This is a genomic window from Streptomyces sp. NPDC056224, assembly GCF_042267665.1.
In the GTDB taxonomy this organism is placed as follows: Bacteria; Actinomycetota; Actinomycetes; order Streptomycetales; family Streptomycetaceae; genus Streptomyces.
On record NZ_JBHJTK010000008.1, the window covers coordinates 45897 to 68454 of the forward strand.

The following is a 22558-nucleotide window of genomic DNA, read 5'->3' on the forward strand; positions in this document are numbered from 1 at the left end:
CCTCGTCACCCCCCGCATGCTGCCGTAAGCCCCCGTACGTTCGCTCACCGGTCCGCCCGCGACGCTGGACTTTTGTCCTAAGCCCACGGGGGCGACCGCGAAAACCGCATTCCGAGCGAGTAACCTCCCCCTTGAGAAGACGATCACGAGGAGGACACACTCCATGCTTTCCCGCCTCTTCGCCCCCAAGGCGAAGGTCTCCGCCCACTGCGATCTTCCGTGCGGCGTGTACGACCCTGCCCAGGCCCGCATCGAGGCCGAGTCCGTCAAGGCCGTGCAGGAGAAGTACCAGGCCAACGACGACGCCGACTTCCGCGCGCGCGCCATCACCATCAAGGAGCAGCGCGCCGAGCTCGCCAAGCACCACGTCTCGGTGCTGTGGAGCGACTACTTCAAGCCGCCGCACTTCGAGAAGTACCCGCAGCTGCACACGCTGGTCAACGACACCCTGAAGGCCCTTTCGGCCGCCAAGGCGTCGAACGACCCGGCGACCGGCGCGAAGGCCCTGGAGCTCATCGCCGAGATCGACCGCATCTTCTGGGAGACCAAGGCCGCCTGATCCGGCGCCCGGTGCACCCAGGTGCGCACCTTGACGAGAACGGCCCGACTGCCACGCGCAGCCGGGCCGTTCTCGTGTCCCCTCAGTCCTCGGTGTCGTCGTCCTCGTCGTCCAGGCGGGCCAGCCAGGTGGCCAGGCGTTCCACCGGGACCTCGAAGTCCGGATTCAGGTCGACGAACGTACGCAGCTGCTCGGCGAGCCACTCGAAGGTGACCTCCTCCTCGCCGCGCCGCTTCTCCAGCTCCTCGATGCCGCGATCGGTGAAGTACAAGTCGGGCTCCGTGCCGTGATGTGGATGTGCAGGGGGATGTTTCCCGCCAGGATAATCCGTTCTGCGGTGAGACCTCCCGCCCGTGGCGTCCACGGCGCTAGCCTGGATGCCTCACGAGTGGGGGGCGCGAATGACGGAAGGGCGCACGGCCCGCTCCGCGCGCGCCTTCGAGCTTCTGGAGCCCCTCGTCCAGGCGGCGACCGTACGCGTCCACGCCCCGGCGAGCGGGTATGGATCCCCTGTGACCGGCCCTACCTGGGGGAGCGGCTTCTTCATCGCCCCCGGCTGGGTCCTGACGTGCGCGCACGTCGTCGGCGAAGGGGGTGCTGCGGTGCGTCTGACGGGGCGTGAGGTCGGCATCACCTTCTCCTCCGGGGGCAACGGCTCCACCGGAACCGTCACCGGGCGCGTGGAGTGCGTACTGCCCGAGCGGCTGGAGGAGCGGCGCCCCGGCCCGCGGGCCATGTGGGACCTGCCCGACCTGGCGCTGATCCGGGTCCTGGCCCCCGTCTCGCACGCCTGCGTCTGGCTGACCGACCGTTCCCGGCCGCGCTTCGACGAGGTCGCGTACTTCGGCTGCACCGAGGACCTCGGCACTCCCGAGATCACCGGCCGCACCACCCGGCTCCGCGGCACCGCGGGCAACGGCGCGGCCATCCGGCTCGGCGACGACGACGAGATCGAACCCGGCATGTCCGGCGGCCCCGTGGTGGACCTGGCCCGCGGCGAGGTGGTCGGCGTGGTCAAGGCCCGCCGGCACACCGGCGCCGGCGGGCTCGCCGTATCGGTCGCGCAGCTGCGCACCCTGCCGATGCCCGCACGCGGCCGGACGGGGCTCTACCGGCGGGTCATGCAGGCCCACGACCTGCACCACTACGACCAGCACCTCAGCGACCTCAACAGCCGGCGGACCTGGACGGACGTGCACGACGAACTCCCGGCCGAGGACGGGGACCCGTACGCCGGCCGCGGCCGGCTCACCCCCGGCGAGCGCACCACCCTGTGCGGGCTGCTGGCCGAACTGCCCCCGCCGGGCTCCTCCGAGGTCGTACGGGCCCTGGTGGAGGCGGCGCGCGGGGAGGAGCCGGACCCGCACCCGCTGGCCCCGCTCAGCTGGCGCGACGGGCTGGGGCTGCTGCACGACCCGCCGGGCGGGGCGGGGGAGGCCGCGGCCATGCTGCGGTACGCGACGGACGTGAGCGTGGCCGACTTCCGGGAGCCGCCCACACCGGGAGCCGACGAGGAACTGTGGGACTGGGTACGGGCCACCGCCGAGCGGCTGTGGCGGCCGCTGCGCCGGGAGCTCGGCGAGCGCCACGAGCGGGGCCTGGCCGATCGCGAGCAGCGCCGGCGGGCCTCGGCCGTGCAGGCCGTACGCGGTCCCGCCCAGCCGTCCGGCGGGCTGCCGACCGGGGCCTCGGCCCTGCTGCAGCTGTGGGCGCACGGCTGGGAGGACGTCTACGACTGGAAGGTCTCCGTGCTGGCGGGCCCCGCGCACCCCGGGCGGGTGCGGGCCGTGGACTCGGGCGTACGGGCCACCCTGCGGGATCTGCCCGAGGCGTTACGGGCCCCGCTCGCCGAGGCCTTCCGCGCCTCCGACACCCACGAGGCGGCGGCCGTGCTCGAAGTGGCCGTCGAATCGGAGCTGTTCGGAGTACCGGTGGACGAATGGGTACTGGTGGGCGGAGTGCCGCTGGGCGTGCAGCGGCCGGTGGTGTTCCGCTACCCGGCGGGAAGCGCCGGGCCCGCCGCGCCCGCCCGGTGGGCCCGGGTGCAGGTGGGGCCGCCGCTCGACGAACGGGCCGACTGCGTACGGGGGCGCCCGCGCAGCCCCGCGCCCGGCTGGCTGGCCGCCCTCCCGGACAACGCGGTGCCGGTGCACTGCCGGGCGGCGGCGCTGGAGCCCACGCTGGGCGCGCTGCATGCGGTGCGGGACGCCGGGTACGGAGTGGTGGTGGGCCGCCGTCCCCCCGCGGATCCGGGGGTGTCGTGCGCCCCGTTCCACCGCGGGCTGCGGGAGGAACTGGCGGACGCGGGCCGGGCGGAGGTGCTGCCGCTGCGGTTGCAGGCGCTGCGGGGGCGGGCGTACGGGGCCGACCCGGACGCCTATTGGGCGGCGGGGGCGACGCTCGTCTGGGACGACCCCGCGCGCGCCCTGCCCGAGGACGAGCCGCTGCAGGGGGACCTGTGACCGGCAGGAGGGAGCAGCACCCATGAACGACGAGTGGCTCATATACCGAGGTGTCGGCGAACCCCACGACGGGATCGACGCCCTGCCCGATCCGCCGCCGTGGCGGGACTTCGACGGCGGGCCCGTGGGGGAGGCGGGCGGCGCGGCCGGGGCCGACGCGGCCGACGCGGCCGACGGCAACATCGCCCGGCGGCTCGGCGCGCACCGGCAGGCCGCCGAGATGCACCGGCCCGAGCCCGAGGAGCTGGAGGCGATCAACGCCGCGCTGTACCTGCGGCGGCCGCTGCTGGTGACCGGCTTCCCCGGTACGGGCAAGTCCACCCTCGCGCACGCCGTGGCCCACGAGTTGAAGCTGGGCCGGGTGCTGCGCTGGCCGGTGGTGTCGCGGACCGTGCTCCAGGACGGCCTGTACCGCTACGACGCCCTCGCCCGGCTCCAGGACGTGCAGATCGCGGCGAGCGGCGGGGCCGCGGCCGGCGCGCAGGGCGGGGCGCCCGGTGCCGGCCGGCCTCCGGGCATCGGGAAGTACATCCGGCTCGGGCCGCTGGGCACCGCCCTGCTGCCCACCGAGCGGCCCCGGGTGCTGCTCATCGACGAGCTCGACAAGAGCGACATCGACCTGCCCAACGACCTGCTGAACGTGCTGGAGGAGGGGGAGTTCGCCCTTCCCGAGCTGGAGCGGGTCGCCGACACCGAGCCCGAGGTGCAGGTGCTCACCGACGACGGGGCGAAGGTGACCGTCCGGGGCGGGCGGGTGCGCTGCCGGGCCTTCCCCTTCATCATCCTGACCAGCAACGGGGAACGGGACTTCCCCGCCGCCCTGCTGCGGCGCTGCATCCAGCTCAAGCTCGGTCAGCCCGGCGAGAAACGGCTCGCCACCATGGTCCGAGCCCACCTCGGGGAGGAGGCCGCCCAGCTCGGGGCCGACCTGATCCGGGAGTTCCTCAGCCGCTCGCAGTCCGAGCTGGTCGCCGCCGACCAACTGCTCAACGCGGTCTACCTGACCCACTACGCCGCGCCGCCCACCCGGGAGGACCTCGCGGACCTGCTCATCCAGCGCCTCGACCGCCCGAGGTGACGGGCCGTGCCGCCACACGCCGAACCTCCGCCCGCGGGACCTCCACCCGCCGAACCACCGCCCGTGGGACGTCCGCCCGCGGGACGCACCGTGGCCGGACCGTCCGGCATCCGCGAACTGGCCGTGCTGCTGCGCCGGGCCGGGCTCGATCCGTCCGCCGAGGAGCTCGCCGACGCGCTGTGGCTGGCCGGGCGGATCAGCGGGCCCGGGCGGGCCGCACCGGGTGCGGAGGCGTCCGTACCAGAACCGGAGGCTGACGATCCGGTCAGTCCGCCCGTGGATCCCGGGCGCGTGGAACCGGAAGCTGACGATCCGATCAGGCTCTATCCGCCCGGGACGCGCCGCGGCTGCGAGTCCGAGGCGGAGCTCGGTGGGGAATCGCCGGGGGAGCGCGGGGTGCCCGTACGGGTTCCCAGGGCGGCCGCGCTGCCCCGCATCCTGGAGATACAGCGCGCCCTGCGCGCCCTCCAGCGGCACCGGCCGCCCGCCCCGCCCACCCGGATGGTCCTCGACGAGCCGGCCACCGCCGAGGCCAGCGCCCGGGCCCTCGGGCTGGTCGTCCCGGTGCTCCGGCCCGACAGCAGGCGCGAGGCCACCGCACGGCTGGTGATGGACGCGGCGCCGTCGATGGCGGTGTGGCAGGACATGTTCGAGGAACTGCGTTCCGTGTGCGAGCGGTTGGGTGCCTTCCGGGACGTCCAGATCCACTACCTGCACCGGCTCGCCGACGGTACGGCGGCGCTCGGGCGCGGCCCGGTGCCCGGCCAGGGGCTGCGCTCCGGGGACCAGCTGCGCGACCCCACCGGGCGGGCCCTGACCATGATGGTCTCCGACTGCGCCGGACCGCTGTGGCGTGAGGGCACGGCGCAGCGGCTGCTGCACCGGTGGGCCGAGTGCACCCCGTGCGTGGTCGTGCAGCCGCTGCCGCAGCGGTTGTGGGGCCGCAGCTGGCTGCCGACCGAGCGGGGCACGCTCTCCCGGGTCGAGGGCAGCGGCGGGAAGCTGAGATTCCGGTCAGACCGGCCGCCGCTGCCCGGCCGGCCCGTGGGCGGGCTGACCGTGCCCGTGCTGCCCCCCGGCGCGACCGCCCTCGGGGCCTGGGCCCGGCTCGTCGCCGGGCTGGGCACCGGCCCGGTGCCGGCCGAGGTGGGCCGGGTGCTGGCCGCCCACCCGGCGGCGCCCCCGCCGCCGCCGCGCGCCGTACGGCCGCCGCGCGAGCTGGTGGCACGGTTCAGGTCCTCGGCCGCGCCCCGGGCCGTACAGCTGGCCGTCTACCTGTCGGCGGCCCCGCTGACACTGCCCGTGATGCGGCTGGTGCAGCGCACGATGCTGCCGGACTCCGAGCCCTCGGACCTGGCCGAGGTGCTGCTGAGCGGGCTGCTGCGCCGCAGCGCGGAGGCGCCGGGGCAGTGGTACGAGTTCGCACCCGGGGTACAGGACGTCCTGCTGGGGCCGCTGGGGCGGGACGAGGCCGCCCTCGTGCTCAAGCACTGCTCGGAGTACGTGCAGGCCCACTTCGGGCGGGGCGTACGGAACTTCCCCGCCCTCGCGGTCTCCCAGCTCACCGGAGCACCGGCCACCGCGGCCGGACCCGCGCCGCAGGACGCCGCGGAGCGGGCGCCCGCCGGGCAGCTCCCGCAGGCCTTCGCCCAGGTCTCGGCCAAGGTCGTGCGGCGCTACCTGCCCGGGGTGCCGGAGGACGGGGACCCGCCGGTCCGCGAGCCCGCCACACCCCCGGCGCCCGGCCGGGCCGGCGCGGTGCGCGCCGCGCGCGACCGGCTCGCGGACGGCGACGCGCGCGCCCTGTACGAGGCCGTGGCGGTACTGCGCCGCGCGGTGACGGCCCCGGCCGGGCCCGGCGATCCGCCGGAGGAGGCGGAGACCGAACTGGCGGGCGCGCTGCTGCGGCTGTGGGCCGCCCAGCGGGACCCGGGGCTCCTCGCCGAGGCCGAGCGGGCCGTGACCGGCCTGCGCACCGCGCCGGCCCGGTTCGTGCGGGGCAGGGTGCTGTACGAGCGGGCGCTGGCGGCCGTCCGTACCGCTTCCCCGGGCGACGCGGAGCTGCTGGCCGCCGCGGACCGGGAGTTCGCGGCGGCCGGCGCCTCGGCCGACCCGGGACTGCGGCGGGACAGCGCGGTGCGCCGGGCCGAGACCCTGATCCGGCTGAGCGCCCTGCGGGAGGACCCGGGCGCGCTGCGCGAGGCGCGGGCCGCCCTGGAACCGCTCGCCGGGCCCCCGCCCGGCAGCGCCGTGGACGCGCCGGCGCACCCCGGACTCCAACAGGCCCTGGGCCGCGTCCTGCTGGCCCTGCTGCCCCACACCCCTGACCCGGCCGAGCGCACGGACCTGGCCGAACAGGCCGCGGCCCGGCTGGCCGCGACCGCCCTGACCACGGACGGGACGGCCGGTCCCGGAGGGCGCGCACGGGTGCGGGTCGAGCTGGCCGGCGCCCTGCGGTACCTGCCCGGGCGGCTGGAGGAGGCGGCCGGGGAGCTGGACGCGGCCCTCGCGGAGGCCGGCGGGGACGCCGAGCTGCGGGTGGCGGCCCTGGTGTGCCTGGCGCGCGTGCACCGGGAGCGCCACGAACGGGACGCCGACCCGGCGGCCCTGGAGGACGCCGCCGAGGCATACGGCCGCGCCCGGCGGCTGATCCCCCGGGACGCGGAGGCCTTCGCCGAGCTGCTGCCGGAATGGGGCGAGGTCCTGCTGGAGCGGGCCCGGGCCGCCGACGGGCGGCGGTTCACCGGGACCGCCGTGCGCGTGCTGCGCGAGAGCCGGGCGGCCGTGCCGCAGTCCGACCCCGGGGCGGCGCACCGGCTGCTGAGACTGGCCGCCGGACTCCGGCTGCGGCACGCCTACGAAGGGGATCCGGTCGACCTGCGGGAGGCGGAGTACCTGCTCGAACTCGCCGTCCGGCAGAGCCGCAGTCCCCTGGAGCGGGCCCGCGCCTGGCGGGACCACGGGGACGTGCAGCAGGAGATCCACGGGCACACCCGGGCCATGGACCGCCTGGACCGGGCGGCGGACTCCTACCGGCGGGCCTGGCGGGCCGCCCTGGAGGCCGACCGCGAGGAGCGCCTGGCCGCCGGCACCGCCGTGCAGCTGGCCGCCCGCGTACAGGAACTGCGGGGGGAGGTCCTGGAGCGCCTCGCCCGGCCCCGGGCGGCCCTGGACGCGTACCGCTCCGCGCTGGAGCTGTGGATGAGGCTCGGCGCGGGGGCACGGGCGGGAACCGAGGGGTGGTCCGAGGCGGGAGCCGAAGAGCGGTCCGAGGCGCTCGCCGCGCGGATCAGCGCCCTGGAGGCGGCCCTCTGAGCCGCCCTGCGCCCCCGGTGCACCCGTTTCCGGGCGCCGGGGGCGGGGAAAAGGCAGTGGACCATCGAACGTCGACGCAACAGGGGGACGGGCGGCCCATGGTGACGAAGGATCAGGACGTGGCAGTGGTGGTCCAGCGGTGCCCGGGGAGGCTGCCGGATCTCTCCGGCCTGGATCTGGCGGCGCTGCGCGGGATCGACCATCCCGTGCTCGCCCAGGTGATCGAGGGGATGGTCGAGCGGGTGACCCATCCGGCCGAGATCCTCAACGCCTTCGACTCGGGCGTCGCCTGACCGGACCGGGTATCCGCGCCGCACGCCACTTGACCGCTTTCCGCCGTTAGCCGAGGCCGTCCGAAGGGCAGGGATGGACCGTCGCTGGGGTACCTCCCAGCAGCCGCCGGGGGAGGGAGGCGCAGGCGATGAGGCACACCGACACGAGCGACGCCGCGCTGCCCGTACCGGAGGCCGCGCCGCACGGCACCGCGCTGCCCGCACCGGACGCCCACGCCCGCCACGCGCCGTGGCCCCACACCCGGCTCGACGTGCCCGCCCTGCGCGCCGCCGGCCACCGGTCGCATCCGATCCGGCAGTTCGTGCTCAAGACGCGCAGCCGCTGCAACCTCGCCTGCACCTACTGCTACGTCTACGAGCTGGCCGACCAGAGCTGGCGCGGCCAGCCCGCCGTCATGGCCCCGGCCACCGCCCGCCGCGCCGCCGAGCGGATAGCCGAACACGCCGCCGCCCACGACCTGACCCGCGTCGACCTGGTGCTGCACGGCGGCGAACCGCTGCTCACCGCGCCCGCCCGGCTGGCCGCGCCCGTCGAGGCCGTACGGGCAGCCGTGGCCGCGGCCGCCCCGCGCACCCGGGTCACCGCCACCGTCCAGACCAACGGCACCCTCCTCACCCGCGGCCGGCTCGCCGCGCTGGCCGCCGCCGGGATACGCGTCGGCGTCAGCCTCGACGGAGGGCTCCCCGCGCACAACGCCCGGCGCGTGGACCACGCGGGGCGCCCCGGGTTCGGCGCCGCCGCCCGCGGCCTGCGGCTGCTCGCACGGCATCCGGACAGCTACGCCGGGGTGCTCAGCGTCATCGACCTCGCCCAGGACCCGGGGGAGACGTACGAGTCCCTGCTCGCCTTCGCCCCGCCCAGCCTCGGGCTGCTGCTGCCGCTCGCCAACTGGAGCTCCCCGCCGGCCGGGCACCGGCCCGGTGCGACCCCGTACGCCGACTGGCTCCTCGCCGTCTTCGAACGCTGGTGGCACGACGGGGTGCGGCGCACCCGGATCCCCGTCTTCGAGGAGATCATCGCCCTGCTGCTCGGCTTGCCGGCCGCCACCGAGACCCTCGGGCTCGCGCCCGCCGCCACCGCCGTCATCGAGACCGACGGCTCCGTCGAACAGACCGATTCGCTGAAGTCCGCCTACGAGGGCGCCGCCGCCACCGGGACGACCCTCGCCACCCACAGCTTCGACCAGATCCTCGACCACCCCGGGTTCGCCGCCCGTCAGCTCGGGCGGGACGCGCTCGCCGCCGGGTGCCGCGCCTGCGAACTGGTGGAGGTGTGCGGCGGCGGCCACTACCCGCACCGCTACCGCGCCGGCGAGGGGTTCCGGCAGCCGTCCGTGTACTGCGCCGACCTCCAGGTCCTGATCCGGCATATCGCCGCGGCCCTCCAGCGGGCCGCGGCCACCGCCACCGCGGCCGCCACCGCCGCCCACCCCCCGGCGGTCGCCTCATGACCGCCACCCTCGCCGCCTTCACCGTCTCCTCCCGCACCCTGCGCGCCCTCGCCTCCACCGAGCCCTCCGCGGACGGCACCCGCCTGGTCCGCGACGTCCGCCGCTCCAAGCGCCTGGTCCTGCTGCGCGGGGTCCTCGACGCCGCCCCCGGCGGCCGGTCCGGGGAGACCGCCGGTCACTGGGCCCTGCTGGAGGACGCCGAACACCACGACCCCGGCGCCGTGCGCGACGTCCTGCACTACCCGGCCACGGGGGTGTGGGCCGAGGAGACCCTGCGGCGCCTGCACGCCCCGGACGGCCCCCCGCCGGACCTCGGCCACCTCGGCGCCCTCGCCGCCGCCGCCGCCCTGCGCGCCGGGATGTCCTTCACCCACACCCTGCGCCCCCAGCAGGGCCGCCTCGTCCTGCCCACCCTCGGAGTCCTGCGCCCGGACCGGCCGGGCCCGCTCACCCTCACCGAACGCTCCTGGGACCCCGAGGACCCCGCCACCCTCCCCCTGCACTCCCTGCCCGGCGGCCGGACCGCCCTCGACGACCTCGACCCCTACCGGGCCCCCGGCCCCGCGCAGCAGGCCCCCGTACGCCCCGCCCGCCGCCTCACCCCCAAGGGGCACCGGCGCTGGGACACCCAGTGGTCCGGCGCCCTCACCCTGCTCCAGCGGTACGACACCGCCCGCGCCGAGGAGACCGTCCAGCTGCTGCGCTCCGTCGTACCGCTCGCCGGCGGCTCCCGCTCCAGCGGCGCGACCCTGCCCGCGGCCGCCGGCTCCGTCCTGGCCCGCGCGCAGGCCCCGCCCGCCCTGGCCGCCACGCTCGTGCACGAGGTCCAGCACGGCAAGCTCACCGCCCTCGCCGACGTCCTGACCCTGCACACCGCCGACCGCACCCCCCGGTACTGGGCCCCCTGGCGCGCCGACCCCCGCCCGCTGGAGGGACTCCTGCACGGCGCCTACGCCCACCTGGCCCTGGCCGGCTACTGGCAGCGCGCCGCCCTCTACGGGGCCCGCGGCGCCTGGGCCCAGCACGCCCGGATCCGCGCCCAGGTCGCCGCCGTCCTGCCCGTACTGCGCGGGGACGACCGACTGACCTCCGCCGGACGGGAGTTCACCGATGCCATGAGGGCCGCCGAACGGGCCATGGACGAACTCCCGCCGCCCGGGGACCAGCACGCCACCGCCCGCCGGGCCGTCGACCGCGAGCGCCGCGCCTGGTGCGCGGAACACCCCGAACTCGCGGCGTTCGCACAAGGCTGACGGACCGTCCGCTGCGGTACCTTTTCAGTCCCGTCCACTGCCCGGATCTCAGGGAGACGGCCGCATGACCGGTAGTCGGCAGGAACAGACCACCTCATCCGCTGGGCCGCAGCGCTTCGTCATCAGCTTCGCCGGGTTCAACCGGCCCTGGGCCGTGTGGATCGCCCACCGGCTGGAGGAGCACGGGCACCGCGTCGCCCTCCAGCGCTGGGACCCGCAGAACAGCCCGGGCCTCGCCCAGGCCCTCGACGACCTCGCCCGCTCCGGCAGCCGGGTCCTCCTCGTCCTCAGCGAACGCTACTTCTCGGCCGGGACCCACACCGACGAGGAGTGGAACACCGCCCTGCGCGAGGTCACCGACCGCCACCGCGACCGGTTCGCGGCGGTCTGCCTCACCGACGCCCCGCTGCCCAGCGCCGTCGCCGTCCTGGAGAAGACCGACCTGTGGGGCCTGGACGCGTACGAGGCGGAGTACCGCGTGCTGCGCCGCCTGGAACTGTCCACCGACCGGATCGGCACCGAGACCGGCCGCCGCGGCCCCCGCTTCCCCAACGACCCGCCCGAGATCTGGGGCCGGGTCCCGCGCCGCAACCCGCGCTTCACCGGCCGCAACGACGTCATCGGCACCCTGCGCGCGGCGCTCGCCGAAGCCCCGGCCGGTGCCTCCACGGTCACGCTCCTCGGGCTCTCCGGCGTCGGCAAGACCCAGGTCGCCACCGAGTACGCCTACCGCTTCGCCTCCGAGTACGACGTGGTGTGGTGGGTCCCCGCGGAGGACCGGCCCACCCTGCGCGAACGCCTCGCCGACCTCGCCCCCGCCCTCGGCCTGCCACGCGGCGCCGGCAGCTACGGCGAGCAGATCCGGGCCGTCCTGGAAGCGCTGCGGCGCGGAAACCCGTACAGCCGCTGGCTGATGGTCTTCGACGGCTGCGACAACCCCGACGACCTCACCGACCTGCTGCCCTCCGGCGCGGGCGACGTCATCATCACCTCCCGCAACCGCGAATGGGCCTCCCGGCACACCAGCCTCGTGGAAGTGCCGCTGTACGCCCGCCCCGAGTCCATCACCTTCATCCGGCGCCGCGCGCTGCGGCTCACCGCGGCGGAGGCCGACCAGCTCGCCGAGGCCCTGGAGGACTACCCGCTCGCCCTCGACCAGACCGCCGGCTGGCTCGCCGACTCCCCGCTGACCGTCGGCGACTACCTGGCGCTGCTCCAGCGCCGGATGGACTCCCGCGAGGCCGTCACCGTCTCCGACGACTACCCCCTGCCCTTCCCCACGGCCCTGGCCATACTGCTCAACAACGTCCGGGAGAACTTCCCCGACGCCCTCGCCCTGCTGCGGCTGTTCGTCTTCTTCGCACCCGGGCCGGTGCCGCTGCGGCTGCTGCGCGAATTCCCCGCCGACGAGGTGCCCGAGGAACTCGCCGGGCTGATCAACGACCAGATCCGGTGGAACGCGGCCCTCAACAAACTCGTCCAGTTCTCCGTGGTCCGCCTGGAGTACTCCGACCTTCCCGTGGAGGAGGGCGGCGGCGGACTGGAGACCGTACAGCTGCACCGCATGGTCCACGGCATCGTCCGGGACAACCTCTCCGAGGACGAGGCCGAACCGCTCTCCCGCGCCGTCCGCCAGGTCCTCGCCGCCGCCGACCCCGGCCGGCCCTCCGACTCCCGGCTCTGGCCCCGGTACGCCGAGCTCATCCCGCACCTGGCCACCGCCGGGGTGCTGACCAGCAGCAACCCGCGCATCCAGAACTTCCTGCTGCACTGCCTGCGCTACCTGATCCTCGCCGGGGAGTACCGCACCTGCCTGCGGCTCTGCGAGGAGACCGACCACGCCTGGCGCGCCATGCTCGGCGAGGACCACCCCAAGGTCCGCGAGCTCAGCTACCAGTACGGCGGAGCCCTGCGCAACCTCGGTCTCTTCCGCCGCGCCGAGACCCTCACCAAGGCCGTCGCCGACCGGCTCGCCGGGGAACGCGGCGAGCGCGACCTGGAGACCCTGCGCGCCAGCAGCGCCTACGGCGGAGTCCTGCTGTGCATCGCCAAGTTCGAGCCGGCCCGCACGATCTTCGAGCACTGCCTGGCCACGTACCGCGAACTGCTCGGGGAGGACGACTCGACGACGCTCGGCGCCCAGAACAACCTGGCCGCCACCTACCGGCTGCTCGGCCGCTACCAGGACGCGTACGACCTCGACCTGGACACCCTGCGCCGCCGCGAGCGGGTGCTGCGGGCCCAGCACATCTCCACCCTCTCCTCCGGCATCGCCTGCGCCATGGGGCTGCGGATGATGGGCCGCTACCGGGAGGCGCAGACCCGGCAGGAGCAGGGGCTCAAGCTCAACACCCAGGTGCTGGGGCTGGGCCACCCGCAGACCCTGCGCGCCGAGCACAACCTCGGGCTGTGCCTGCGGCGTTCCGGGGACATCCCCGGTGCGGGCATGCGGCTGCGGGCCGTCTGGGAGCGGGCCACGCGGGTCTTCGGGGTCGACTACCCGTGGACGCTGATGGTGGCCTCCGACTACGCCACCTACCTCAGGGAGTACGGGGACATCGGCGAGGCCCGCCGGATCTCCGAGGACGTGGTCCGCGGCTACCAGTCCCAACTGGGCCTCGCCCACCCGTACAGCATCGGCACGGTCGGCAACCTCGGCCTGGTGCTGCGGGCCCAGGGCGAGCGGGCGGAGGCCCTCTCGCTCGCCGAGCAGGCGCTGGTCGGCATGCGGGGGGCCCTGGGCGACCGGCACCCGTGGACGCTGGGCTGCGCCCTGAACGCCACCGGGCACCGCAACATCACAGGGCGCCTGGAGGACGCGCTGGACCTGAGCCGGGAGACCCTGCGCGCCGCCGAGCAGGTGCTGGGCCCGGACCACCCCATGACGCTGAGCGCGCAGATCGCGCTGGCCGCGGACCTCCGGTCGGTACGGGAGGACGCGGAGGCGGGCAAGCACGAGGAAGCGGGCATCAAGGGCCTCATCCGCACCCTGGGCCCGCAACACGTCCACACGGTCTCGGCCCGCCAGCAGAGCCGCCCCTACTGGGACTTCGAACCCCAGCCGTAGCGCCCTGCCCCCCGCCGCGGGGCGGCATCGGCCGCATCCGGCCCTCCGGCGTCCGAGGAGCGGGCCCGGGCGGAGCCGGGTTCCCCGGGTATCCGCCCGGCCCCCGCGCCTCCGGCCGGGCCGCGGCGGCCCGCGGGCAGCCGGCACCCCCCCGGAGCAGCCCGAAACGCCGGAAGGCCCGGCCCCCGAGGGGTGCCGGGCCTTCCGGGAGCTACGGGGCCTACGCCTCGAAGACCTCGTTCAGCAGGAGCTGCTGCTCCGCCTGGTGGCGCTTGGCCGAGCCGACGGCCGGCGACGAGCCGTGCGGGCGCGAGACGCGCCGCAGGCGCTCGCCCGCCGGGACGTCCGCGCCGACCGCCAGGTCGAGGTGGTCGATCAGGTTCAGCGCGATGAACGGCCACGCACCCTGGTTCGCCGGCTCCTCCTGGGCCCAGATGTACTTCGCCGCGTTCGGGAACTTGGCGATCTCCGCCTGGAGCTCCGCGCCCGCCAGCGGGTACAGCCGCTCGATGCGGACGATCGCGGTGTCCGTGATGCCGCGCTTCTCGCGCTCGGCTTCCAGGTCGTAGTAGAACTTGCCCGCGCAGAAGACGACCTTGCGGACCGCGCTCGGGTCACCCGCACCGGAGGCGATGCGCGTGTCCCCGATGACCGGACGGAACGCGCCGTTCGTGAACTCCTCCGCCTTCGACGCCGCCGCCTTCAGACGCAGCATCGACTTCGGGGTGAAGACGATGAGCGGCTTGTGGTGCGGGTTGTGGACCTGCCAGCGCAGCAGGTGGAAGTAGTTCGACGGCAGGGTCGGCATCGCGACCGTCATGTTGTCCTGCGCGCACATCTGCAGGAAGCGCTCGGGGCGCGCGGACGAGTGGTCCGGGCCCTGGCCCTCGTAGCCGTGCGGCAGGAGCAGCGTGACGCCGGAGGTCTGGCCCCACTTCTGCTCGGCCGAGGAGATGAACTCGTCGACGACGGTCTGCGCGCCGTTGACGAAGTCACCGAACTGGGCCTCCCAGAGGACCAGCGCGTCCGGGCGGGCCAGCGAGTAGCCGTACTCGAAGCCCATGGCCGCGTACTCGGAGAGCAGCGAGTCGTAGACGTTGTAGCGGGCCTGGTCGTCCGCGAGGTACTGCAGCGGGGTGTAGTCCTCGCCGGTCTCCCGGTCGATGAGGACCGCGTGGCGCTGGCCGAACGTGCCGCGGCGGGAGTCCTGGCCGGACAGCCGGACCGGGGTGCCCTCCATCAGCAGCGAGCCGAAGGCCAGGGTCTCGCCCATGCCCCAGTCGATGGTGCCCTCGTCGATCATCACCGCGCGGCGCTGCAGCTGCGGCAGCAGACGCGGGTGGACGGTGACGTGCTCGGGGATGTTGACCTGGGACTCGGCGATCCGCTTGACGGCCTCCTGGGAGATCGCGGTGTCCACCGGGACGGGGAACTGCTGCGCGACCTGGGCCGGCGGCACCGGGGCGCCGGCGGCGGGCTGCGCGGCGGCCTCGCGGACCTCCGCGAAGACCTTCTCCAGCTGGCCCTGGAAGTCCTGGAGCGCCTGCTCGGCCTCTTCCAGCGTGATGTCGCCGCGACCGATGAGGGACTCGGTGTACAGCTTGCGCACCGAGCGCTTCTTGTCGATCAGGTCGTACATCAGCGGCTGCGTGAACGCCGGGTTGTCGGACTCGTTGTGCCCGCGGCGGCGGTAGCAGATGAGGTCGATGACCACGTCCTTGTTGAACGCCTGACGGAACTCGAAGGCGAGCCGCGCGACGCGGACCACGGCCTCCGGGTCGTCGCCGTTCACGTGGAAGATCGGCGCCTCGATCATGCGGGCCACGTCGGTCGCGTACATGGACGAACGCGAGGACTCCGGGGCGGCGGTGAAGCCGACCTGGTTGTTGATGACCACGTGCACGGTGCCGCCGGTGCGGTAGCCGCGCAGCTGCGACATGTTCAGCGTCTCGGCGACCACACCCTGGCCCGCGAAGGCCGCGTCGCCGTGCAGGGCCAGCGGCAGGACGGTGAAGTCCGTGCCGCCCTTGTTGATGACGTCCTGCTTGGCGCGGGCGACACCCTCCAGGACCGGGTCCACGGCCTCCAGGTGGGAGGGGTTGGCGACGAGCGAGACCTTGATCTGCTCGCCGTCCAGGCCCGTGAAGGTGCCCTCGGCGCCGAGGTGGTACTTGACGTCGCCGGAGCCGTGCATGGACTTCGGGTCGAGGTTGCCCTCGAACTCGCGGAAGATCTGCGCGTAGGACTTGCCGACGATGTTCGCGAGCACGTTCAGGCGGCCGCGGTGGGCCATGCCGATGACGACCTCTTCGAGGCGGGCCTCGGCGGCCGAGTCGATGACGGCGTCGAGCAGCGGGATGACGGACTCGCCGCCCTCCAGGGAGAAGCGCTTCTGGCCGACGTACTTCGTCTGCAGGAAGGTCTCGAAGGCCTCCGCCGCGTTCAGGCGGCGCAGGATGCGCAGCTGCTCCTCGCGCTCCGGCTTGGTGTGCGGGCGCTCGATGCGGTCCTGGATCCAGCGGCGCTGCTTGGGGTCCTGGATGTGCATGAACTCGACGCCGGTGGTGCGGCAGTACGAGTCGCGCAGCACGCCGAGGATGTCGCGCAGCTTCATCATCGACTTGCCGGAGAAGCCGCCGACCGCGAACTCGCGCTCCAGGTCCCACAGGGTGAGGCCGTGCTCGGTGATGTCGAGGTCGGGGTGCTTGCGCTGCTTGTACTCCAGCGGGTCGGTGTCGGCCATGACGTGGCCGCGGACCCGGTAGGAGTGGATCAGCTCGAAGACGCGGGCGGCCTTCGTGACGTCGTCGTCGTGGCTGGCGTCGATGTCGCGGTTCCAGCGGACCGGCTCGTACGGGATGCGCAGGGACTCGAAGACGGAGTCGTAGAAGCCTTCTTCGCCGAGCAGCAGGTTCGCGACGACGCGCAGGAACTCGCCGGAGGCCGCGCCCTGGATGACCCGGTGGTCGTAGGTCGAGGTCAGGGTCATGACCTTGGAGATGCCCAGCTTGTTCAGGGTGTCCTGCGAGGTGCCCTGGAACTCGGCGGGGTAGTCCATGGAGCCGACGCCCATGATGACCGACTGTCCGGGCATCAGGCGGGGCACGGAGTGCACGGTGCCCAGGCCGCCGGGGTTGGTCAGCGAGACGGTGACGCCGGTGAAGTCGTCCATCGTCAGCTTGCCGACACGGGCGCGGCGGACGATGTCCTCGTAGGCCTGCCAGAACTCGAAGAAGTTGAGGGTCTCGGCCTTCTTGATGCCGGCGACGACCAGCTGGCGGTCGCCGTTCGGCTTCACCAGGTCGATCGCGAGACCGAAGTTGATGTGCTCCGGCTTGACCAGGGTCGGCTTGCCGTCCTTCTCCGCGAAGGAGTGGTTCATGGCCGGCATGGCCTTGATCGCCTGCACCATCGCGTAGCCGATGAGGTGGGTGAAGGAGATCTTCCCGCCCCGGGCGCGCTTGAGGTGGTTGTTGATGACGATGCGGTTGTCGAACAGCAGCTTCACCGGGACGGCGCGCACGGACGTGGCCGTCGGCACCTCCAGCGAGGCGTTCATGTTCTTCGCGACGGCGGCAGCCGGGCCGCGGAGCGTCACCAGCTCGGGGCCCGCAGGGGCCTCGGCGGCGGGCGCGGGCTTCTGAGCGGCTACGGCGGAGGAGGCGGGCGCGGCCGGTGCGGCGGCCGGGGCCTGGGAGGTGACAGTCACAGCAGGGGCACCAGAGGGAGTGGCAGGAGCAGGGGCAGGAGCTGACACAGGCGTGGGCGCAGGAGTCGGGGTGGCTGCGGCGCTCGCCGCCCCCGTGGCGGCGGCGTCGGCGACCTGCGGGGCTGCGGTGACGGTGGTGGCGGCCTGTGCGGGGGCGCCGTCCGTCGTCGCAGGGGACTTCTTCGGCTCTTCGGCCTTCACCGGAGCGACAGCACTCCCCGGCTTGTAGTCGGCGAAGAAGTCCCACCAGGCCCGGTCGACCGAGTTCGGGTCCTGGAGGTACTGCTGATAGATCTCGTCGACGAGCCACTCATTGGCGCCGAAGCCTGAGGCGGGGTTCTTCCCGCCTCCTGCTGCTTCGGTCGTGGTGCTCGAGTTACTGGGGGACTGTGGCGACACGGCGGCAACCGCCCTCTTCCGCTTCACAAGGTATGGACAGCGGGAATAAAGGCTACGCCTCCTGGACCACGAGATGCAGACCGGGCGGGACTTCCGTCATGCAGGTCACATCGAACGGCGGGTTTCACCGCCTGGAATGGCGGGAAACAAGTGTGGTTCGGGTAGGCGGCACCGAGGTTGCGGCCTGCAGGCTTCGCACCCCTGACGGACCCCGGGCACGTGTGGCCGAGATCATGTCCTTCCCAGTCGAACCCTACGTCAACGCGGCGCCTACGGATTGCCCGGAAGCGTGACGAGGATGCGGCAGCCCCGTGACGATTCGGCCACTCCGATCCGCCCCCCGTGGAGCTCCACGGCCCAGCGGGCGATCGCCAGGCCCAGTCCCGTGCCGCCGTCGCCGCCGCGCGCACTGCCCCGGTTGAACCGCTCGAAGACCCGGTGCCGCTCCGCCTCGGGGATGCCGGGACCTTCGTCCAGCACCTCCAGCGCCAGGCTGCCGGGCGTGTCGCCGGCCCGCGCGCGGACCGTGACCCGGCCGTGCGGGGGGCTGTGCTTGACCGCGTTGTCGATCAGGTTCGCCACCACCTGGTGCAGCCGCTCAGCGTCCGCGTACGCCGTCAGCTCGGGCGGGAACACGTCCAGGTGCAGGTGCACGTCGTTGCGGGTGTGCCCGCCGGAGCCGCTGGACAGCCCCGGCCGGCCCGCGGCCGCCAGCGCCGACTCCTTCAACACCCCCGACAGGTACGGCCACACCTCGAACCGGCGGGCGCGCAGCGGGACCACGCCGTTGTCCACCCGGGACAGGTCCAGCAGCGTCTCCACGAGCCGGCCGAGGCGCTCGGTCTGCTTCAGCATCGTGCGCATGGTCTCCGGATCGGCGGCCGAGACCCCGTCCACCACGTTCTCCAGCACCGCCCGCAGCCCCGCGATCGGCGTGCGCAGCTCGTGCGAGACGTTGGCGACCAGCAGCTTGCGGTGCCGGTCCACCGCCTCCAGGTCGTCCGCCATCAGGTTGATCGTGGAAGCCAGGTCGCCCAGCTCGTCCCGGCGTCCCGCGCCGCGCACCCGGCGGGTGTAGTCGCCTTGGGATATCGCCCGGGCGACGGTCGTCATGTCGTCCAGCGGCGAGGTCAGGCTGTGCGCCACGAACTGGGTGATCAGCATCGAGGCGATCACCGAGAAGACCGTGATGAACCGCAGCTCGGTGTCGGTGCGCAGGGCCACCAGCAGCAGGCCCGTCGTGATGAAGACCGAGACCACCACGAGGGTGCCCAGCTTGGTCTTGATCGAGAACGGCGAGAAGGGCCGCAGGGCCCCGGCGGAGCGCTGCCCGGGTGCCCCGTTCACGCCTGCGCCGGGGTCTCCAGGGCGTACCCGACGCCGTGGACCGTACGGATCCGCTCCGCGCCGATCTTGCGGCGCAGCGCCTTGATGTGGCTGTCGACCGTACGGGTCCCGGACGCGTCGGCCCAGTCCCACACCTCGGCCAGCAGCTGCTCCCGCGAGAGCACCGCCCGCGGGGTGCCGGCCAGGCACACCAGCAGGTCGAACTCGGTCGGCGTCAGGTGCACGTCCTCGGCCTGCACCCGGACCCGGCGCTGCGCGTGGTCGATCTCCAGGTCGCCCAGGCGCAGCGTGGCCCCGCGCGGCGCGTGCGCGGCCAGGGTGGCCCGTTCCACGCGCCGCAGCAGTACGTGGACCCGTGCGGCCAGCTCGCGCATCGAGAACGGCTTCGTCATGTAGTCGTCGGCGCCGACCCCGAGCCCGACCAGCAGGTCGGTCTCGTCGTCCCGGGCGGTGAGCATCAGCACCGGGACCGGCCGCTGGGCCTGGACCCGGCGGCAGACCTCCAGGCCGTCGAAGCCCGGCAGCATGATGTCGAGGACCAGCAGCTCGGGCAGCCAGCTCTCGGCCGCGGCGACGGCGGCCGGACCGTCCGCGGCCGTCTGCACCTGGAAGCCCTCGGCCCGCAGGCGGGCCGCGATCGCCTCGGCGATGGTGTGGTCGTCCTCGACGACGAGCACGCGCCGCTGGGCGCCGGGGGTCGCCGATGCGCCGTTGTGGGTGGTGTGTGTCTGTTCCATGTCCCGGTCCCGCCCCATGAAGATCTGCGTGGTGGGGTGCAGCGTAGAGGAGGCACCGGCCTGCGGCTATGCGGGGTTCGGACAGGGCATTTGTGCTGATCATCCTGGTAGCGGGTGGGATGTACCGGGTGCCGGGCCCCCCACTGGACCGGCACCCGGCGGGCGGGGCGACGGCGCCGCCCCACTGTCCGTGTGCCCTACAACGACAGTCCGTATCCGTGGGGGAGGGCCGGGTGCTCCGTGCCGGTCGGGACGTCGGGGCGCGAGACCGCGACGGCCGCCGTCGAGCGGGGGAGCTCGCACGGCAGGCGGGTCCTCGGGCACTGCGCGGCCGAAGGCCGCGTCCGGCAGGGCGGGGTCGGCGGCGCCGCAGCCGGCCGTCAGGGCCGCCGCGCGCCCGGCGGTCTGCGGGATGGGGCGGGGCGTTGCCCGGTGATGCGGACCAGGGGCGGGACCCGGTCCGGCGGGCCCGGGGCCTCGGCGGGTCCCGGCCCGGGGGCGGCGAGGGGGCCCGCCCGCAAGAAGGGCTCGAAGACGTGCTCGCCGGGCCCGCACGGGGTCCGCAGGCGCAGCGCGGCCGGAGCGGCGTCGGCCGGGTCGGCCGCGGCCTCGCCGTACTCGGCGGCGTCGGCCCCGTCCCAGCTGCGCACGTACCGCTCCGACTGCGCGGATCCGGCGGATCGGGGCGAGGGTTTCGCGGAGAGCGGAAGGAATCCCTCCGGATCTGCCGGGGCCATGACGGGCGGCGCCCCGCCGCGGCGTCCGGGGGATCCCGGGCCGCCCGGCCGCCGGAGCGTGGACATGAGCGTGGACATACCGGCCGCAGTGCACGCCTCCCCGGACCGGCGGCCGCAGGAGGTCCCGGCGGCGGGGACCGGTCCGGACTCCTACTGCGTGAACGACGGGAGGGCCTCCAGGACCTCGCGCAGGGCCGGGGCCAGGCTGCCCTCGCCGCCCGCCACCTCGTAGCCGCCGTGCACGAACGTGTAGAAGAACCCGTCATAGATCGTGGGCCCGCCCGTCGCGATCCGCGGCAGCCCGGCGAAGTCCGCCTCGCGCAGCGCGGTGCGCAGCTCGGCCAGCTCGGCCTCCGACAGCTTCCCGGCGCCCTCCGGCTTCGCCTCGCGGTCAAGACGGGTCCACGAACCGTCGCCCTTGACGACGAGCGTGTGCGTCTGGCCCGCGAAGCCGCCGCTGCGGGTGACCCGGACCAGGGTCTCCTCCGCGGAGGGCGGCTTGCCGGCCGTGGGGCTCGCGGCACCGCTCGGCGCCGGCGTCGGACCCGGGCCCGGTAGCGTCGGGCCGGTCGGGGCCGGTGCGGCCTGCCCGGGCGTCGCGGGCGCGTTGTCGACGCCCACGGAACCGGACGGCCCGCAGCCCGCCAGGACCACCGCGCCCAGCACCGCGCCCGCCACCGCTCGGAACGCTCGCACACCCACCTCCGCAGGTACTTCCCCGAACCCCGAGTATGGAGTCCCACCGCCCGTTGCGACAGTTCCCGGAGGCAGTCATCACCCGCATCGCCCCCTGGCGCGTGCTGCCCCCGCTGCTCGCCGTCCTGCTCGGACTCCTGGGTCTGGAGCGGCGCGGCAGCATGTGGCGCGACGAGTCGGTCACCTGGCAGGTGGCCCACCGCCCGCTCGGCGGGCTCTGGGAGCTGCTGGGCCAGGTGGACGCCGTGCACGGCCTGTACTACCTCCTCATGCACGGCGTGTTCCTGGCCTGGGACGGCGGCCTGTGGGCCCTGCGGCTGCCCTCCGTCGCCGCCACCGCCCTCGCGGCCGCCGGAGTGGCCGCGACCGCCCGCCGGCTCTCGGGGGAGCGGGCCGCGCTGATCGCCGGGCTCACCTACGCCGTGCTGCCGCCGGTGCAGATGTACGCCCAGGAGGGCCGCTCGTACGCCCTGGTCGCCGCGGCCGTGGTGTGGGCGACGTACCTGATGCTGCGCGAGCGGTGGACGGCGTACGCGGCGGTGCTGCTGCTCGGCTGCTGGCTGCACGAGTTCGCGGTACTGGCCCTGGCCGCGCACGCCTTCACCGCCTGGCGCTCGCGCGGCTGGCGCGTCGCCGCCGGGACCGTCGTGGCCCTGCTGCTGCCGCTGGCCCTGGTGAGCGCCCGGCAGGCCCAGCAGCAGCTCGGCTGGCTCGGGCGGCCGGGCTGGCAGGACTGGGCGGCGTACGGGGTCCTCGCGGCGGCCGCCCTGCTGCTCGCGCGGGGAGCGCCCGGAGAGCTCGTACGGGTGGCGCTGCCGCTCGCCCTGCTGCCGCCCGGCCTGCTGCTGGCCGTCTCCCTCCTCGACCCCTGGTACGTCGACCGGTACGTGCTCTACGCGCTGGCCGGGCCCGCCCTGCTGGCGGGCGCCCGGCTGGCGTCGGCCCGCTGCCGGTGGCCGTGGCTCGCGGCCGCCGCCCTCCTGGTGCCCTTCGCCCTCTGGTCGGTCTGGCTGCGCACCCCCGACAGCCGCAAGGACGACGCCCTCGCCGTGGCCGCCGCGGTCCGGGAGAAGGCCCGGCCGGGGGACGCGGTGGCCTTCCTGCCGTCGCGACGGCGCGAGTGGCTGCTGTCCTCGCCGGGCGTCTACGGGGAGCTGCGCGACGTGGCCCTGGACCGCACCCCGGCCGCTTCGCGGAGCCTGCAGGGCACCGAGCTGCCGTCGCTCGCCATCCGGGAGGCGCTGATCGGGTCCCCCCGGGTGATCGCCCTGCTGGACCCGGCCGGCCAGCCGCTGGACCCGTACCCGCGGGAGGCGGTGAAACGGCAGACGCTGGCCGCCTGGTTCGACCTGTGCTCGGTCACGGAGGTGCGCGGCGCCAGGGTCGCCGTCTACGCCCGCCCCGGAGGCTGCGGCGGACCCTGAGCCCGCCCGGGCACGCGTGCGCGGCGGGCCG

15 protein-coding genes are annotated in these 22558 nt (G+C 74.6%); 9 read left to right on the plus strand and 6 right to left on the minus strand.

Going from position 1 to position 22558, the window contains the following annotated elements; all coding sequences use genetic code 11:
- Positions 1-163: 163 nt before the first annotated feature.
- Positions 164-559: a superoxide dismutase, Ni gene (gene sodN / locus ACFCZ1_RS13385; protein ID WP_030709803.1), complete on the plus strand. Its 396-nt coding sequence runs from the start codon at positions 164-166 to the stop codon at positions 557-559.
- Between the two features lie 82 nt (positions 560-641).
- Here sodN and ACFCZ1_RS13390 read toward each other — a convergent pair whose 3' ends face one another.
- Positions 642-830: a DUF6104 family protein gene (locus tag ACFCZ1_RS13390; protein WP_328927598.1), complete on the minus strand. Its 189-nt coding sequence runs from the start codon at positions 828-830 to the stop codon at positions 642-644.
- Positions 831-1071: 241 nt separating this feature from the next.
- Here ACFCZ1_RS13390 and ACFCZ1_RS13395 point away from each other — a divergent pair, with 241 nt between their 5' ends.
- The 7 genes from ACFCZ1_RS13395 (at position 1072) to fxsT (ending at position 13478) form a co-directional block, all read left to right on the plus strand.
- Positions 1072-3021: a trypsin-like peptidase domain-containing protein gene (locus tag ACFCZ1_RS13395; RefSeq protein WP_376678506.1), complete on the plus strand. Its 1950-nt coding sequence runs from the start codon at positions 1072-1074 to the stop codon at positions 3019-3021.
- A gap of 22 nt (positions 3022-3043) precedes the next feature.
- Positions 3044-4099 carry an AAA family ATPase gene (locus ACFCZ1_RS13400; protein WP_376678507.1) on the plus strand — a complete coding sequence of 352 codons (1056 nt, stop codon included), beginning with the start codon at positions 3044-3046 and terminating at the stop codon, positions 4097-4099.
- Between the two features lie 63 nt (positions 4100-4162).
- A complete protein-coding gene (locus ACFCZ1_RS13405; RefSeq protein WP_376678508.1) occupies positions 4163-7414 on the plus strand; it encodes an SAV_2336 N-terminal domain-related protein in 3252 nt (1083 codons plus the stop codon).
- 98 nt (positions 7415-7512) lie between these two features.
- A complete protein-coding gene (gene fxsA / locus ACFCZ1_RS13410) occupies positions 7513-7707 on the plus strand; it encodes an FxSxx-COOH cyclophane-containing RiPP peptide (RefSeq protein WP_376678509.1) in 195 nt (64 codons plus the stop codon).
- Positions 7708-7835: 128 nt separating this feature from the next.
- Entirely contained in the window at positions 7836-9158 is a 1323-nt protein-coding gene (locus ACFCZ1_RS13415) for an FxsB family cyclophane-forming radical SAM/SPASM peptide maturase (protein WP_376678510.1), read from the plus strand.
- Positions 9155-10411, plus strand: a complete 1257-nt coding sequence (locus ACFCZ1_RS13420) for an HEXXH motif domain-containing protein (RefSeq protein ID WP_376678511.1) — start codon at positions 9155-9157, stop codon at positions 10409-10411. The genes ACFCZ1_RS13415 and ACFCZ1_RS13420 overlap by 4 nt, the downstream gene beginning before the upstream one ends.
- Before the next feature lie 64 nt (positions 10412-10475).
- Positions 10476-13478, plus strand: a complete 3003-nt coding sequence (gene fxsT, locus ACFCZ1_RS13425; protein WP_376678512.1) for an FxSxx-COOH system tetratricopeptide repeat protein — start codon at positions 10476-10478, stop codon at positions 13476-13478.
- Between the two features lie 220 nt (positions 13479-13698).
- On the opposite strand, the gene ACFCZ1_RS13430 is transcribed toward fxsT, so the two are convergent.
- The 5 genes from ACFCZ1_RS13430 to ACFCZ1_RS13450 form a co-directional block, all read right to left on the minus strand.
- Complete coding sequence (locus tag ACFCZ1_RS13430) at positions 13699-17586, minus strand: multifunctional oxoglutarate decarboxylase/oxoglutarate dehydrogenase thiamine pyrophosphate-binding subunit/dihydrolipoyllysine-residue succinyltransferase subunit (protein ID WP_376678513.1); 3888 nt, start codon at positions 17584-17586, stop codon at positions 13699-13701.
- A 270-nt stretch (positions 17587-17856) separates the two neighbouring features.
- The gene (locus tag ACFCZ1_RS13435) at positions 17857-18933 is read right to left on the minus strand and encodes an ATP-binding protein (protein WP_376678514.1); all 1077 of its coding nucleotides are present in this window, start codon (positions 18931-18933) and stop codon (positions 17857-17859) included.
- Positions 18930-19670: a response regulator transcription factor gene (locus ACFCZ1_RS13440; RefSeq protein WP_328927608.1), complete on the minus strand. Its 741-nt coding sequence runs from the start codon at positions 19668-19670 to the stop codon at positions 18930-18932. Before ACFCZ1_RS13440 ends, ACFCZ1_RS13435 begins: the two co-directional genes overlap by 4 nt.
- A gap of 380 nt (positions 19671-20050) precedes the next feature.
- The gene (locus ACFCZ1_RS13445) at positions 20051-20320 is read right to left on the minus strand and encodes a hypothetical protein (protein WP_376678515.1); all 270 of its coding nucleotides are present in this window, start codon (positions 20318-20320) and stop codon (positions 20051-20053) included.
- A gap of 237 nt (positions 20321-20557) precedes the next feature.
- Entirely contained in the window at positions 20558-21103 is a 546-nt protein-coding gene (locus ACFCZ1_RS13450) for a hypothetical protein (protein ID WP_376678516.1), read from the minus strand.
- Between the two features lie 53 nt (positions 21104-21156).
- Here ACFCZ1_RS13450 and ACFCZ1_RS13455 point away from each other — a divergent pair, with 53 nt between their 5' ends.
- Positions 21157-22527: a hypothetical protein gene (locus tag ACFCZ1_RS13455; RefSeq protein WP_376678517.1), complete on the plus strand. Its 1371-nt coding sequence runs from the start codon at positions 21157-21159 to the stop codon at positions 22525-22527.
- Positions 22528-22558: the final 31 nt, after the last annotated feature.

Excerpts from the sequence above, each read along its gene's own strand:
- ACFCZ1_RS13440 (WP_328927608.1), bottom strand. The coding sequence starts at position 19,670 with ATGGAACAGACACACACCACCCACAACGGCGCATCGGCGACCCCCGGC.
- sodN (WP_030709803.1), top strand. The coding sequence starts at position 164 with ATGCTTTCCCGCCTCTTCGCCCCCAAGGCGAAGGTCTCCGCCCACTGC.
- fxsT (WP_376678512.1), top strand. The coding sequence starts at position 10,476 with ATGACCGGTAGTCGGCAGGAACAGACCACCTCATCCGCTGGGCCGCAG.
- fxsA (WP_376678509.1), top strand. The coding sequence starts at position 7,513 with ATGGTGACGAAGGATCAGGACGTGGCAGTGGTGGTCCAGCGGTGCCCG.
- ACFCZ1_RS13420 (WP_376678511.1), top strand. The coding sequence starts at position 9,155 with ATGACCGCCACCCTCGCCGCCTTCACCGTCTCCTCCCGCACCCTGCGC.
- ACFCZ1_RS13415 (WP_376678510.1), top strand. The coding sequence starts at position 7,836 with ATGAGGCACACCGACACGAGCGACGCCGCGCTGCCCGTACCGGAGGCC.
- ACFCZ1_RS13400 (WP_376678507.1), top strand. The coding sequence starts at position 3,044 with ATGAACGACGAGTGGCTCATATACCGAGGTGTCGGCGAACCCCACGAC.